Source organism: Bradyrhizobium sp., from assembly GCF_052389815.1.
GTDB lineage: Bacteria > Pseudomonadota > Alphaproteobacteria > Rhizobiales > Xanthobacteraceae > Bradyrhizobium.
Genome location: NZ_JBQTHN010000001.1, coordinates 66,220 through 80,316, shown reverse-complemented (window position 1 = coordinate 80,316; position 14,097 = coordinate 66,220). Strand labels below are relative to the sequence as shown.

Here is a 14,097-nt window from a genome sequence, read left to right as displayed (position 1 = left end):
CCCGGCCCGGCCGCCGCAAACCCAATCCGGTCCGCGACCGGTTGCGAGCGGCGATGAGATCAGCTTGTGACTGAATCGTGCAAGCAAGATGGCAGGCAATGTCGCGTGCGCGGAGACGAACCCGCCATCGCGCCAAATGATCGGCGATCAACACAATGATCGCGATCATTCAGCGGCGTCACTAATGGGCCGATGGCCGCCGGCTTCGATACAGTTAGTCTTCGCTCGCCTTGAAGCGTCCCAATCCCTTCAGCACGAACGGCGCCAGCAGCGCGATCAGGGCAACCGCGAGCAGCGTGGCCGAGATCGGGCTTTGCACCAGCGTCATGGGATCGCCGAGGCTGATCGCCAGCGCGCGGCGAAGCTGGCTCTCTGCGATCGGCCCGAGGATGAGGCCGACCACGACCGGCGCGATCGGGAAATCGAACCGGCGCATCAGGAAACCCAGCACGCCAAAGCCCGCCAGCATCGACAGCTCGACCACCGACGGTTTTGCGGCAATGGTACCCATCGTCGCGAACACAAGGATACCCGCATACAGCCACGGCTGCGGGATCGCCAGCAGCCTCACCCACAGGCCTACCAGCGGCAGGTTGAGCACGAGCAGCATGGCGTTGGCGATGAACAGGCTGGCGATCAGGCCCCAAACGAGATCGGGCCGCTCCGCGAACAGCAGCGGTCCGGGGTTGAGGCCGTACTGCTGGAAGCCGGCCAGCATCATTGCGGCGGTCGCGGACGTCGGCAGGCCCAGCGTCAGCAACGGAACCAGCGTGCCGGCGGCGGAGGCGTTGTTGGCGGCTTCCGGCCCCGCCACGCCTTCGATGGCGCCCTTGCCGAATTCCTCGGGATGCTTGGTCAGCCGCTTCTCGGTGGAATAGGACAGGAAGGTCGGAATCTCTGCGCCGCCGGCCGGAAGCGCGCCGATCGGAAAGCCGAACATGGTGCCGCGCAGCCATGCTCGCCATGAGCGCTTCCAGTCCTGCTTCGTCATCCAGAGCGAGCCGCGCACCGGCTCGAGCTTTTCCTCGGCGTGGTGACGGCGCGAGGCGACATAAAGCGCCTCCCCCACGGCGAACAGGCCGACGGCGAGCGTCGTCACCTCGACGCCGTCGAGCAGCTCGGGGATGCCGAAAGCGAGGCGGGCCTGGCCGGTGAGCTTGTCGATGCCGACGAGCCCAAGCGAAAGCCCGATGAACAGGCTGGTCAGGCCGCGGATCGGCGAATCGCCGAAGGTTGCCGACACCGTGATGAACGCAACGCACATCAACGCGAAGTAATCTTCGGGCCCGAATTTCACCGCGACGTCGACCAGCCAGGGCGCGAGGAACGCAAGGCCGATTGTGGCGATCGTGCCCGCCACGAACGAGCCGATCGCCGCGGTCGCCAGAGCCGGACCGCCGCGGCCAGCCTTGGCCATCTTGTTGCCCTCGAGCGCGGTCGCCATCGAGGCGCTCTCGCCGGGCGTGTTGATGAGAATGGCGGTGGTCGATCCGCCGTACATGCCGCCATAGTAGATGCCGGCGAACATGATCAGCGAGCCGCCGGGATCGAGCTTGTAGGTCACCGGCAGCAGCAAGGCGACCGTCAGCGCGGGACCGATCCCGGGGAGCACGCCGACCGCCGTTCCGAGAAACACGCCGATCAGCGCATAGAGCAGGTTCATGGGCTGCAGCGCCACCGCCATGCCTTGCGCCAGTGCGGCGAAAGTTTCGATCACAGCAGTCGCTCCAGCGGCCCGGCGGGAAGGCTCAAGGTCAGCAGCTTGTCGAAGGCGAGATAGATCAGGCTGGTCAGCACGATCGCAATGGCGAGGTCTTTCAGAACGGCACGCCGCCCGAACGCCGCCGACGTCGCGACGAACAGCGCCGACGTCGCCAGGATGAAGCCGCCGCCCGATCCGATGATGGCGATCAGCAGCGCAAGCCCGCCAAGGATCAACAACACGGGCCTGGGATCGGCACTCTCCCGCGGCGGCAGGTTGCCGCGCAGCGCATCGATCAGATTGCCGATCGCGAGAAGCCCGAGCCCGACGGCAACGACGATCGGCATCGCCCCGGGCCCCACCCCGTACATTGCGCCGGCCGGCAGCCGGCTTGCGTCCCACACCAGCACGGCGGCCAGCGCCGCGAGCAGGAACGCGATCACGAGGCCGGCGCGATCGACGTCCGGCGCTGCCGGAGGCGGCGAAGCGCCCGATGGGCCATCCGTCATGATTTGACGAGACCGACCGACTTCAGCACGTCGGTGATGCGAACCGTCTCCTTCTTCAGGAAATCCGCGAAGGCGTCACCGCCGAGATAGGCGTCCGCCCAGCCCTTCTGCTTGAGGATGTCCTTCCATGCGTCGGACTTGACCATCTTCTCCACGGCATCGCTCAGCGTCTTGCGCTGCTCGGCCGTGATGCCCGGAGGTGCGACCACCGAGCGCCAGTTGGCGAGCACGAGATCGATGCCCTGCTCCCTGAAGGTCGGAATATCGACGCCCGGTATCCGCTTCTCCGAGGTCACGCCGATCGCGCGCAGCTTGCCGGACTTGATCTGCCCTTCGTATTCGCTGAGCCCGGAAATGCCCGCGGTGACCTTGGCGCCGAGGATCGCGGCCAGTGACTCGCCGCCGCCGGAGAACGGAATGTAGTTGACCTTCTTCGGGTCGGCGCCGACCGCGCCCGCGAACAGTGCCGCCATCACATGGTCGACGCCTCCCGCTGAACCGCCGGCAAAGGTGACCTTGGCGATGTCGGCCTTGACGGCTGCGGCCAGATCCTGCGCGGTCTTGATCGGCGAGCTCGCCGGCACGACGATCACCTGAATCTCCTCGGTCAGCCGCGCGATCGGCGTCACCTGATCGAGCGTCACCGGCGACTTGTTCATGGCGAGCGCGCCGACCATGACGAAGCCATTGACCATCAGCTGGTTGCCGTCGCCCTTGGCGCCGTTGACGAATTGCGCGATTCCGACGCTGCCGCCGGCGCCGGGAACATTGGTGACCTGGACGCTGCGCGCAATCTTGGCGGCGACGAGCGCCTGCTGCATCGACCGCGCAGTCTGATCCCATCCACCGCCAGGGGCCGCCGGCGCCATCACCTTGAGCTCGAGTTGCTGCGCGAGCGCCGGGCCGGCGGCCGCAACGGTAAACGCGACGACGGCGCCAATCAGGCGCCTGCAGGATGGAATCATTGGGCTTTCTCCCGGGGGGACGCGGCTAACCCTGACGGCGCCTGCGTCATTTGACCGCATAACATCCAAAAAGCCCGCCGCTGTCCAGATGCTTGCCAAATCCCGCATCCGACGTCGCAGCTCACAATCTTGTGGCTGGCAGGTGAGTGCCGGCGTCACCAGCATGAATGACGTCGCGACGTTGCGCATCGGGGTGGCCGTCCGCGTCCAACGATGGAGTTACGACATGGCCACTTCCAGACGATCACACGGGCTGCTGGTTTCCGCGGGTGCTGCAGCCTTGGCAGGCACGGCACTGGCAACGCAACTCGCAGGCAGCATCGCCAGTTTCGCAGATGCGGGCGCTACCGCCGCCGCGGACATATCCCTCGCCGATCCCGCGATCACGCTCTGCGGCGCGGCGGCCGCCGGCGGCCCTGCAAGGATGATGCTCCGCCTGGCGCAGACCGAAGTGCCGCGCGCCGAGATGAGCGCCGCCAGTCCCGCACCCGCATTCGCGGACACCGAGCCGCCGCTATGGAGCGGCCTCGGCTCCGTCGCCTACAAGATCACGACCGCGAACGACAAGGCACAGGCCTATTTCGACCAGGGTCTGCGCCTCGCCTACGCGTTCAACCATGGCGAAGCGCAACGCGCGTTCCGCAAGGCGCAGAAGCTCGATCCCGAATGCGCCATGTGCTTCTGGGGCGAGGCGTACGTGCTCGGGCCCAACATCAATCTGCCGATGCAGGAGGATGCGGTCGCGCCCGCCTATACCGCCGCGCAGAAAGCAAAGGCGCTGGCCGGCAACGCGATCCCGCGCGAGCAGGCGCTGATCGGCGCGCTCGCCGTACGTTACAGCAACGACCCAAAGGCCGAGCGCGCGCCACTGGACAAGGCCTACGCTGCCGAAATGGCCAAGGCCGCGGCGCAATTTCCCGCCGACGACGAGATCGTCACGCTCTATGCCGAAGCGGTGATGGATCTCAGCCCCTGGGATTACTGGAAGCCGGGGGGCCGCGAGCCGAACCCGCAGAGCGCACCGATCGTGCCGACGCTGGAGCGCGTGCTGGCGCGCAGTCCCGACCATCCCGGCGCGATCCACTTCTACATCCACGCCGTCGAGGCATCCGATCGGCCCAAGCGCGCCGAGCCCTATGCCGACCGCTTGCGCAACGCCATCCCCGGCGCCGGCCATCTCGTGCACATGCCGAGCCACATCTACTACCGGGTCGGCCGCTATCTCGACGCGTTGAAGGACAACAAGACCGCGGTCGAGGTCGATGAAAAGTACCTCACGGAGGCCAATGCGCCGATGGGCGTCTACCGGATGGGCTATTATCCGCACAACGTGCACTTCGTGATGGCGTCGGCGCAGATGGCCGGCGACGGCCCGACCGTGATCGCCGCGGCGGAAAAGCTGGGCAAGCTGATTCCCGACGAGGCCGCCCGCGGCATCGCCATGGTGCAGCCGGTCAAGGCTGCGCCCTACTTCGCGCATGCGCAGTTCAGCACGCCGCAGACCATCCTGGCCTTGCCGGATCCGGGCGATGCGATCCCTTACGTCAAGGGTCTGTGGCTCTACGCGCGCGGCGTTGCGATGGCGTCGACCCGCGACTTCGCAGGCGCAACGGCAGCGGCCGATGCGATCGGGAAGCTGGAGCGCGATTCGGACTTCAAGCTGTTGAAGGAATCCAACGTCCCGGCGCAGGAAGTGCTTCGCATCGCACGCACCGTGATCCTGGCCCGCGTGGCGCAGGCCAAAGGCGACAAGCGCGCGGCCGTCGCACAGTTCGAGCGTGCGGCGGCGCTGCAAGATGCCCTGCCCTACACCGAGCCGCCTTATTGGTACTATCCGATCCGGCAGTCGCTGGCCGCGGCCCTGCTGCAGGCCGGTCGCTATGGCGAGGCCAAGCAGCAATTCGAGCTCGCGCTGCGCAAGGCGCCGGCGAACGCCTGGTCCTATTACGGCCTCGCGGAGCTGCACAAGGCGCGCGGCGAGACCAGGGCGGCGCGCAAGGCCGAGGCTAACCTTGCGAAGACCTGGCTCGGCGACCGCAAGCTGCTGCAGATTTCGAATCTGTAGCGCGACCGACGCGCCTCACGCGCGCTGCGCCGGCGGCAGCACGCCGCCGAGCGCAAGCGTCAGCTCGGTTGCGACGTCGCGCACGAGCCGGCCCAGCAGCGGCAGGCGGTCGTCGGTGACGCGACTGGTCATGCCGGAGACGGAAATCGCCGCCAGCGGCTCGCTGCAATCGTTGTAGACCACGGCAGCGATGCAGCGCAGGCCCATGCAGGCTTCCTCGTCGTCGACGGCAAAACCCTGGCCGCGCACCTTCTCGAGCTCGCGAAACAGGTCGGAAGGCCGCACGATGGATTTCTCGGTGAGCCGCGGCATGCCGTGATGGCGGATGATGGCGTTGACGTCCTCGTCGGCATAAGTCGCCAGCACCGCCTTACCGACCCCGGAGGCGACCATCGCCACCCGGCCGCCGACCTTGGTGAGCGAGCGCATGATCTCGCGGCTTTCGGCGCGGATCAGCACGATGATGGATTCATCGTCGACCACGGCGAGGTTGGCGGTTTCGCGCGTCTGATCGCGCAGCTTGCGCAGATACGGCATCGCCTGCGCGGAAAAATTGCGGCGGCGGGCGAAGGTCGCGCCGACGGAAAAGCTGTGCGCGCCGATGTGCCATTTCGATTCGGTGCGGTCGAACTGCACGAAGCGGCGCTTCTCCAGCGTCGCCAGCAGGCGGTGCGCAGTCGAGGTCGAAAGGCCGGTGCGGACCGCGAGGTCGCTGAGGCGATAGCCCTCATCGTCCTCGGCCAGCGTCTCGAGGATCGAAAGCGCGCGATCGACCGACTGCACGCCGCCATCCCTGACGTCAGGCTCGTCCGCCTCTTTCACGCTGGTGGCCTTGCGTCGGATCACGGCCTATCTCGTTGCTGACGCGTGATGAGCCTCCTCTGCGTCTCCAAGTGACCGTCATTGCGAGGAGCGAAGCGACGAAGCAATCCAGCTTCCTCAAGCGGTTAGATGGATTGCTTCGCTGCGCTCGCAATGACGGCTGGGTCCTACAGCAGGCCCGCGCCGCGCGCCCACTTGTACTTGGCGCCGAGCACCTCGACCGGCAGCTCGGTCGAGTAGGCATAGGCCGGGATGCCGTTCTGGTAGAGATATTCGGCGGCCTCCTCGACCTCGACGTCGCCGGCAAGCGAGGCCACGATCGGCTTCACGAAGCCCTTGGCCTCCATCTCCTTCTTCACCTCGACCATGTTGCGGGCGAACACCATCGGCGGGGTGACGATGGTGTGCCAGTAGCCGAGGATCAGCGAATGGATGCGATCGTCGGACAGGCCGAGCTTCACGGTGTTGATGTAGGTGATCGGCGGCTCGCCGCCGGTGATGTCGACGGGGTTGCCGGCGGCACCGAACGGCGGAATGAACTTGCGGAACGCGGCATCGAGATCCGGCGGCATCGCCATCAGCGACAGGCCGTTGTCGACACAGGAGTCCGACAGCAGCACGCCCGAGCCGCCGGCACCGGTGATGATCAGCACGTTCTCGCCCTTCGGCGTCGGCAGCACCGGAACGCCGCGGGCGAACTCCAGCAATTGCCGGAGCGAGCGTGCGCGGATCACGCCGGACTGCTTGAACACGTCCTCGTAAATCCTGTCGTTGCCGGCGAGCGCGCCGGTATGCGAGGACGCAGCCTTGGCACCCGCCGAGGTGCGGCCCGCCTTCAGCACGATCACCGGCTTCTTCCTGGCGACGCGCTTGGCGGCTTCCGCGAAGGCGCGGCCGTCCTTGAGGTCTTCGCAGTGCTGCGCGATCAGGTTGGTGTTCGGATCCTGCTCGAAGAAGGCGAGCAGGTCGTCCTCGTCGATGTCCGACTTGTTGCCGAGGCCGACGATGGCGGAGACGCCCATCTTGGCCGAGCGCGAGAAGCCGATGATCGCCATGCCGATGCCGCCCGACTGCGACGACAGTGCCGCATGGCCCTTGACGTCGTAGGCGGTGCAGAAGGTGGCGCAGAGGTTGGACCACGTATAGTAGAAGCCGTAGATGTTCGGGCCCATCAGGCGGACGTTGTACTTCTTGCCGACCTCGACGATCTCGGCCTGCAATTCGGGGGCGCCGGCTTCGGCGAAGCCCGACGGAATCAGCACGGCGCCGGGAATTTTCTTCTCGCCGCATTCCGCTAGCGCACCCGCGACGAACTTGGCGGGGATGGCAAACACCGCGGTGTCGATCACACCGGGCACGTCCTTGACGCTCTTGTAGGCCTTGTAGCCCAGGATGTCGGCAGCCTTCGGATGGATCGGGTAGATCTCGCCCTTGTAGCCGCCGTTGATCAGGTTCTTCATCACGGAATTGCCGATCTTGCCGTCCTCGGCGGAGGCGCCGATCACGGCGACCGCCTTCGGCTGCATGATGCGGTTCATCGCCGCGACGATTTCCTCGGTCGGCCGCGGCGCCGGGCGCGGCTTGTAGTCGAAATCGACGACGATGCGCACGTCGGCGGCGATCGCGTCCTTCTTGGTCGCAAAGACTGGATTGAGGTCGAGCTCGACGATTTCGGGGAAATCGCTGACCAGCTGCGAGACCTTGACGATGACGTCGGCAAGCGCGTCGCGGTTGACAGGATCGCCGCCGCGCACGCCCTTCAGCATGTCATGGGCCTGGATGCCGTCGAGCATCGATAGCGCATCTTCCCTGGTGGCGGGCGCCAGGCGGAAGGTGATGTCCTTCAACACCTCGACCAGCACGCCGCCGAGCCCGAAGGCGACCAGCTTGCCGAACGAGCCGTCGGTGATGGAGCCGACGATGACCTCGGTGCCGCCGGCCAGCATCTGCTGCACTTGCACGCCTTCGATCCTGGCGTCGGCCTCGTACTTCTTCGCATTGGCCAGGATCGCGTCGTAGGTCTTCTGGGCGTCCTCTGCCGTCTTCACGCCGACCACCACGCCGCCGGCCTCCGTCTTGTGGAGAATGTCCGGGGAGACGATCTTCATCACGACCGGGAAGCCCATGCCGCTGGCGAGCTTGCCGGCCTCCGTGGCCGACTTCGCCACGCCCTCCTTTGGAACCGGAATGCCGTAGGCGTCGCAGACCAGCTTGCCCTCGGGCGCAGTCAGGCTGGCGCGCTTTTCCGCTTTGACCGCGTCAAGCACTTTGCGGACGGCGTCTTTGTTCGACATCGGGGGTTCCTCCTGGAGCACTCTGGCGGTGGCTTCCTTGGCATTTGACATCTGGGCTTCCTCCTGGCGCTGCCAAACTCATGGTATTTGGTATGCCACAAGAAGACTTGTCAAGCCAGCTTAGCGAGTCGATTGACGGAAAACAGAGGCAACTTGACATACTGGTATTTGGTATGCCAAAAACCTCCGTGACTATCTTCTGGTAGAACGTGTCTCCCACATGGAGGAGACGAATCGTGCCCCAGAGCAAGGTAACCAAGGCGCCGCCAACCATGGCTGATGCAGACATAGCGATCGTTCGGATTGCGCCAGAGACCAGTTTCAAGAACAAGGCCTACGAGGCGTTGAAGGATGCCATTCTCAAGATGGACATCTATTCCACGCCCGAACCGGTCATGCTGGACGAGCGCGCGCTGTCGGAGCGGCTCGGCGTGAGTCGCACGCCGATCCGCGAAGCCATCGCGATGCTCGAGCAGGACGGCTTCGTGAAGACGGTGCCGCGCCGCGGCATCATCGTCGTCCGCCGCACCAAGACCGAGATCGTCGACATGATCCGCGCCTGGGCGGCGCTGGAGAGCATGGCGGCGCGGCTGATCACCACCACCGCGCGCAAGCGCGACATCTCGGCGCTACGCGATTTCTTCAAGGACTTCGACCTGAAGAATCGCCTGCCGCAGGACCATGTCGAGGAATATTCGAAGGCGAACATCGCTTTCCACCAGGCGCTGATCTCGCTGTCGGAGTCGCCGACGCTGATCGACATGACCAACGACATTCTGTTGCACGTGCGCGGCTATCGCCAGCTCACCATCGGACGAAGGGATCGTACCGCCACCTCCCTTCCCGAGCACCTCGCCATCATCGAGGCGCTGGAAGCACGCGATACCGAGCTTGCCGAAAAGCGCGCGCGCGACCACACGCTGGGCCTTGCGGCTTACGTCGAGGCGCACGGCCAGGAGCTGTTCACGTAACCGTTCACCCAGAGACGAAGAACTCGTCCGAACCAGGGATCAGGGAGACCACGCCCATGCTGAATACTGCAGTCAAGTCCGAAGCACCGGGCACCGAGCAGGAGCTCACCGATGGCTTTCATCTCGTCATCGATGCGCTCAAGCTCAACGGCATCAAGATGATCTACAATGTGCCGGGTATCCCGATCACGGATTTGGGCCGCATGGCGCAGGCCGCCGGTATTCGCGTGATCTCCTTTCGTCACGAGCAGAACGCCGGATATGCCGCTGGCATCGCCGGCTTCCTCACCAAGAAGCCGGGCGTATGTCTCACCGTCTCGGCGCCGGGTTTTCTCAACGGCCTCACGGCGCTCGCCCACGCCACTACCAACTGTTATCCGATGATCCTGATTTCGGGTTCGTCCGAGCGCGAAATCGTCGACCTGCAGCAGGGCGACTATGAAGAGATGGATCAGCTCGCGATCGCAAAGCCGCTGTGCAAGGCGGCCTATCGCGTGCTGCACGCCCAGGACATCGGGATCGGCCTTGCGCGCGCGATCCGCGCCGCGGTCTCCGGCCGTCCCGGCGGTGTCTATCTCGACCTGCCTGCGAAGCTGTTCGGTCAGGTGATGAATGCCGACGCCGGCCAGAGGTCGCTGGTGAAAGTGATCGACGCAGCGCCCGCGCAGATCCCCGCCCCTGCCTCCGTCAAGCGCGCGCTCGACGTGCTGAAGGGTGCAAAGCGTCCTCTCATCATCCTCGGAAAGGGCGCGGCTTATGCGCAGGCCGACGACGAGATTCGCAGCTTCGTCGAGAAGAGCGGCGTGCCGTTCCTGCCGATGAGCATGGCGAAGGGCCTGCTGCCGGACACCCATCCGCAATGCGCCGGAGCGGCCCGCTCCACGGTGTTGAAGGAATCCGACGTCGTGATGCTGATCGGCGCGCGGCTCAACTGGCTGCTCTCGCACGGCAAGGGCAAGACCTGGGGTGAGGCGCCGAAGAAATTCATCCAGGTCGACATCGAGCCGAAGGAAATGGATTCCAACGTCGAGATCGTCGCGCCCGTCGTGGGCGATATCGGCTCCTGCGTCGCCGCCTTCAACCAGGCCATGGGCAGCGGCTGGACCGCGCCCGCCGACTGGATCAAGACCGTAACGTCCAAGCGCGAAGAGAACGTCGCCAAGATGGCGCCGAAGCTGATGAACAACAAGTCGCCGATGGACTATCACGGCGCGCTCGGCGTCTTGAAGAACGTCATCAAGGAACGTCCCGACGCCATCCTCGTCAACGAAGGCGCCAACACGCTCGACCTCGCCCGCGGCGTCATCGACATGTATAAGCCGCGCAAGCGTCTCGACGTCGGCACCTGGGGCGTGATGGGCATCGGCATGGGCCAGGCGATCGCGGCCGCGCTCGAGACCGGCCATCCCGTGCTCGCGGTCGAAGGCGACAGCGCCTTCGGCTTCTCCGGCATGGAGATCGAGACCATCTGCCGCTACAACCTTCCGGTCTGCGTCGTCATCTTCAACAACGACGGCATCTATCGCGGCACCGACGTCAACAACGTCAATTCCGATCCGGCGACCACCGTGTTCGTCAAGGGCGCGCGCTACGACAAGATGATGGAGGCCTTCGGCGGCGTCGGCGTCAACGCCACCTCCCCGGACGAGCTCAAGCGCGCCGTCAACGAGGCGATGGATTCCGGCAAGCCGACGCTGATCAACGCGGTGATCGATCCGGCGGCCGGCTCCGAGAGCGGCCGCATCGGCAACCTCAATCCGCAGAGCGTTCTGAAGAAGAAGTAAGTCACCCCTCAATCCAAAATATTCCCTGCGGTTGCAGGAGCAGACAGAGAGTTACGGAGCAAACACTATGACCAAGGCGCTTACGGGCGTTCGCATTCTCGATTTCACCCACGTCCAGTCGGGCCCGACCTGCACGCAGTTGCTCGCCTGGTTGGGCGCCGACGTGATCAAGGTCGAGCGTCCCGGCGTCGGCGACATCACGCGCGGCCAGCTGCAGGACATTCCCAACGTGGACAGCCTGTATTTCACCATGCTGAACCACAACAAGCGCTCGATCACGCTCGACACCAAGAACCCCAAGGGCAAGGAAGTCCTCACCGCGCTGATCAAGAGCTGCGACGTGCTGGTGGAGAATTTCGGCCCCGGCGTGCTCGATCGCATGGGTTTCCCCTGGGAGAAGATCCACAGCATCAATCCGAAGATGATCGTGGCCTCCATCAAAGGTTTTGGCCCGGGCCCGTACGAAGAATGCAAGGTCTATGAAAATGTCGCCCAATGCACCGGCGGCGCCGCCTCCACCACCGGCTTCCACGATGGGCTCCCGTTGGTCACCGGCGCACAGATCGGCGACACCGGCACCGGCCTGCATCTCGCGATCGGCATCCTCGCCGCGCTGTTCCAGCGCACCATGACCGGCCAGGGCCAGAAGGTTACGGCCGCGATGCAGGATGGCGTGCTCAACCTCTGCCGCGTCAAGCTGCGCGACCAGCAGCGCCTCGCCCACGGCCCGCTGAAGGAATACAGCCAGTTCGGCGAAGGCATTCCGTTCGGCGATGCCGTGCCGCGCGCCGGCAACGATTCCGGCGGCGGCCAGCCCGGCCGCATCGTCAAGTGCAAGGGCTGGGAGACCGATCCCAACGCCTATCTCTATTTCATCACCCAGGCGCCGGTGTGGGAAAAGATCTGCGACGTGATCGGCGAGCCCGGCTGGAAGACCCATCCCGACTACGCCAAGCCGCCTGCCCGGCTGTCGCGGCTGAACGAGATCTTCGCCCGCATCGAGCAGTGGACGATGACCAAGACCAAGTTCGAGGCGATGGAAATCCTCAACAAGGACGACATCCCCTGCGGCCCGATCCTTTCGATGAAGGAGATCATCGAGGACCAGTCGCTGCGCGACACCGGCACGGTGGTCGAGGTCGACCACCCCACCCGCGGCAAGTACATCTCGGTCGGTAACCCGATCAAGCTGTCGGATTCACCGAGCGATGTCACCCGCTCGCCGCTGCTCGGCGAGCACACCGACGAGATCCTGCGCCAGGTGCTCGGCTTCAGCGATCACCAGGTCGCCGAGATCCACGACTCCGGCGCCCTCGAACCGCCGCGCAAGCAGGCCGCGGAGTAGACGGGCAAGCATCCCCGAAAACGAACAAGAGGCCGCCGAAAACCGGCGGCCTTTTTCGCAACCAGCGCCTGCCGCGGGTTTGAGCTTCCCTTTGCTGCGCGTTGGATGATAAACTTGTCCAACAATATGGGGATGGAGTCCCCCGATACCCGCCCGCCGTGGGCTGATGACTCCTGCTGAGGTGAGGCGCGAAGCCTCGCCGCGGCGGAGCGTGGTGAACCCGCCCGTGGCGGGTTTTTTGTTGCCTCGAAACAAGCGAGGCAAGACGTGACCGCAGAAGCAAGACCACCTACCTTGCCGGCCCGGATTCCACGAAAGGTCTGCGTGCTGGGACTTGTTTCGATTGCGGTGTCGGCCTTGCGACGGTCAGCGAGAGGATTGGAAACGTGCTTGCCGGATTGATCTGCGTCGTGATCGGCAGCATAGCCGGCGGAACTGCGCGGTACTTCGTATCCGGGCTGGTCGCGCGGCGTATTGGCGAGACGTTCCCGTGGGGCACCATGACGGTGAACGTCAGCGGCGCGTTCCTGATCGGAATCTTCGCCGCGCTGGCGACGAAAGACGCCTCGCTGCTAGCATCGCCCCAACCCTGGCTGCTTGCCGTGACCGGCTTCCTCGGCTGCTACACCACCGTTTCCTCCTTCAGCCTGCAGACACTGAACCTGTTGCACGACGGCGAGATGCGGCGTGCGGCGGGAAATGTCGTATCCTCGGTTGCGCTCTGCCTTCTCGCGGTGGCATGCGGATTCGCCCTTACCGAATGGCTGGGAGTGTGAGGCGAGCGATGACGCCCCCAACCAACGTCCCGGATCGGCGGCGCATCGCGGTGCTGTATGCCTTTGTGGCCGCCGGCAGTGTCGTCGGCGGAGTTACGCGCTACCTCGTGTCCCTGGCACTTGCAACCGGGCCGGGATTGCCGTGGGCGACGCTGTTGGTCAACGTGACGGGTTCGTTCATCATCGGCTTCTACGGCACGCTCAGCGGCCCGGAGGGGCGGATTTTCGCCGGCGCCCGGCAGCGACAATTCATCATGACCGGATTCTGCGGCGGGTACACGACGTTTTCGGCGTTCAGCCTCGAGACTTTCATGTTGTTTCGTACCGGGTTGTCGTGGACTGGCTGGGCCTACATCGCGGTTTCGGTCACTTGCTGGTTGCTCGCCGTCTGGCTCGGGCACATGCTCGCCACCCGCCTCAATCGGTTGAAAGGCAGCTGATCATGCAGATTCCAAGACAAGCGCTTCTGCTCCGCATCTTCATCGGCGAGGACGATCGCTGCGACGGCTCGCCGCTGTACGAAGCGATCGTGGTCAAGGCGCGAGAGCAGCATCTAGCCGGCGCTACCGTGCTCCGCGGCCCCATGGGATTCGGCAAGTCAAGCCGGCTCCATACCAGCAAGATCCTGCGATTATCCGAAGATCTGCCCCTGGTCATCGAGATCGTCGACAGCGAGGAGAACATCAACCGCTTCCTTCCCGTGCTCGACGGCATGATGACCAGCGGCCTCATTACCCTGGAGAAGGTCCAGGTCCTGCAGTACGGAGAAAAAGTGGAATAGACGGGCGCCGCTCGACCGCGTGCGGACGCTTGCGGCGGGCCGCGGTCTCGCATCGATCGCGAGCCTGCTGTCGAACTGGCTGC

General features: G+C 65.0%; 12 protein-coding genes and 1 riboswitch. Of the genes, 7 read left to right on the top strand and 5 right to left on the bottom strand.

Features of this window, described 5'->3' with window-relative positions; genetic code table 11:
- Positions 1 to 214: 214 nt before the first annotated feature.
- From ACT4OC_RS00385 to ACT4OC_RS00375, 3 genes are read right to left on the bottom strand one after another with little or no spacing between them, the layout of a single operon-like run.
- Complete coding sequence (locus ACT4OC_RS00385; RefSeq protein ID WP_444837147.1) at positions 215 to 1,684, bottom strand: tripartite tricarboxylate transporter permease; 1,470 nt, start codon at positions 1,682 to 1,684, stop codon at positions 215 to 217.
- Positions 1,685 to 1,713: 29 nt separating this feature from the next.
- Positions 1,714 to 2,211 (bottom strand): tripartite tricarboxylate transporter TctB family protein, encoded by a 498-nt coding sequence (locus tag ACT4OC_RS00380; RefSeq protein ID WP_444837107.1) that lies wholly within the window; start codon positions 2,209 to 2,211, stop codon positions 1,714 to 1,716.
- Positions 2,208 to 3,176 carry a Bug family tripartite tricarboxylate transporter substrate binding protein gene (locus ACT4OC_RS00375; protein ID WP_444837106.1) on the bottom strand — a complete coding sequence of 323 codons (969 nt, stop codon included), beginning with the start codon at positions 3,174 to 3,176 and terminating at the stop codon, positions 2,208 to 2,210. The genes ACT4OC_RS00380 and ACT4OC_RS00375 overlap by 4 nt, the downstream gene beginning before the upstream one ends.
- 226 nt (positions 3,177 to 3,402) lie before the next feature.
- Between ACT4OC_RS00375 and ACT4OC_RS00370 the strand changes: the two genes are divergently transcribed.
- Complete coding sequence (locus ACT4OC_RS00370) at positions 3,403 to 5,241, top strand: tetratricopeptide repeat protein (protein ID WP_444837105.1); 1,839 nt, start codon at positions 3,403 to 3,405, stop codon at positions 5,239 to 5,241.
- A gap of 15 nt (positions 5,242 to 5,256) precedes the next feature.
- Here ACT4OC_RS00370 and ACT4OC_RS00365 read toward each other — a convergent pair whose 3' ends face one another.
- Positions 5,257 to 6,087 (bottom strand): IclR family transcriptional regulator, encoded by an 831-nt coding sequence (locus ACT4OC_RS00365; protein WP_444837104.1) that lies wholly within the window; start codon positions 6,085 to 6,087, stop codon positions 5,257 to 5,259.
- Positions 6,088 to 6,230: 143 nt separating this feature from the next.
- Positions 6,231 to 8,357 carry an acetate--CoA ligase family protein gene (locus ACT4OC_RS00360; RefSeq protein WP_444837103.1) on the bottom strand — a complete coding sequence of 709 codons (2,127 nt, stop codon included), beginning with the start codon at positions 8,355 to 8,357 and terminating at the stop codon, positions 6,231 to 6,233.
- Positions 8,358 to 8,629: 272 nt separating this feature from the next.
- On the opposite strand from ACT4OC_RS00360, the gene ACT4OC_RS00355 reads away from it, so the two are divergent.
- From ACT4OC_RS00355 to ACT4OC_RS00330, 6 genes are all read left to right on the top strand, one after another.
- The gene (locus ACT4OC_RS00355) at positions 8,630 to 9,328 is read left to right on the top strand and encodes a GntR family transcriptional regulator (RefSeq protein WP_444837146.1); all 699 of its coding nucleotides are present in this window, start codon (positions 8,630 to 8,632) and stop codon (positions 9,326 to 9,328) included.
- 56 nt (positions 9,329 to 9,384) lie between these two features.
- Positions 9,385 to 11,112, top strand: a complete 1,728-nt coding sequence (gene oxc / locus ACT4OC_RS00350; RefSeq protein WP_444837102.1) for an oxalyl-CoA decarboxylase — start codon at positions 9,385 to 9,387, stop codon at positions 11,110 to 11,112.
- Positions 11,113 to 11,179: 67 nt separating this feature from the next.
- Entirely contained in the window at positions 11,180 to 12,457 is a 1,278-nt protein-coding gene (gene frc, locus ACT4OC_RS00345) for a formyl-CoA transferase (RefSeq protein ID WP_444837101.1), read from the top strand.
- A gap of 119 nt (positions 12,458 to 12,576) precedes the next feature.
- Positions 12,577 to 12,640, top strand: a riboswitch (Fluoride riboswitch).
- Positions 12,641 to 12,834: 194 nt separating this feature from the next.
- Positions 12,835 to 13,233, top strand: coding sequence for a fluoride efflux transporter CrcB (gene crcB / locus ACT4OC_RS00340; RefSeq protein WP_444837145.1), 399 nt, complete (start codon positions 12,835 to 12,837; stop codon positions 13,231 to 13,233).
- 8 nt (positions 13,234 to 13,241) lie between these two features.
- On the top strand, positions 13,242 to 13,673 hold the full coding sequence (gene crcB, locus ACT4OC_RS00335; RefSeq protein ID WP_444837100.1) for a fluoride efflux transporter CrcB: 432 nt from the start codon (positions 13,242 to 13,244) through the stop codon (positions 13,671 to 13,673).
- 2 nt (positions 13,674 to 13,675) lie between these two features.
- Positions 13,676 to 14,014, top strand: coding sequence for a DUF190 domain-containing protein (locus tag ACT4OC_RS00330; protein WP_444837099.1), 339 nt, complete (start codon positions 13,676 to 13,678; stop codon positions 14,012 to 14,014).
- Positions 14,015 to 14,097: the final 83 nt, after the last annotated feature.

What these genes read in the sequence shown, in the direction of transcription:
- crcB (WP_444837100.1), top strand. Translation starts at nt 13,242, where the DNA reads ATGACGCCCCCAACCAACGTCCCGGATCGGCGGCGCATCGCGGTGCTG.
- ACT4OC_RS00380 (WP_444837107.1), bottom strand. Translation starts at nt 2,211, where the DNA reads ATGACGGATGGCCCATCGGGCGCTTCGCCGCCTCCGGCAGCGCCGGAC.
- ACT4OC_RS00360 (WP_444837103.1), bottom strand. Translation starts at nt 8,357, where the DNA reads ATGTCGAACAAAGACGCCGTCCGCAAAGTGCTTGACGCGGTCAAAGCG.
- oxc (WP_444837102.1), top strand. Translation starts at nt 9,385, where the DNA reads ATGCTGAATACTGCAGTCAAGTCCGAAGCACCGGGCACCGAGCAGGAG.
- ACT4OC_RS00375 (WP_444837106.1), bottom strand. Translation starts at nt 3,176, where the DNA reads ATGATTCCATCCTGCAGGCGCCTGATTGGCGCCGTCGTCGCGTTTACC.
- ACT4OC_RS00370 (WP_444837105.1), top strand. Translation starts at nt 3,403, where the DNA reads ATGGCCACTTCCAGACGATCACACGGGCTGCTGGTTTCCGCGGGTGCT.
- ACT4OC_RS00355 (WP_444837146.1), top strand. Translation starts at nt 8,630, where the DNA reads ATGGCTGATGCAGACATAGCGATCGTTCGGATTGCGCCAGAGACCAGT.
- ACT4OC_RS00330 (WP_444837099.1), top strand. Translation starts at nt 13,676, where the DNA reads ATGCAGATTCCAAGACAAGCGCTTCTGCTCCGCATCTTCATCGGCGAG.
- frc (WP_444837101.1), top strand. Translation starts at nt 11,180, where the DNA reads ATGACCAAGGCGCTTACGGGCGTTCGCATTCTCGATTTCACCCACGTC.
- ACT4OC_RS00385 (WP_444837147.1), bottom strand. Translation starts at nt 1,684, where the DNA reads ATGGCGGTGGCGCTGCAGCCCATGAACCTGCTCTATGCGCTGATCGGC.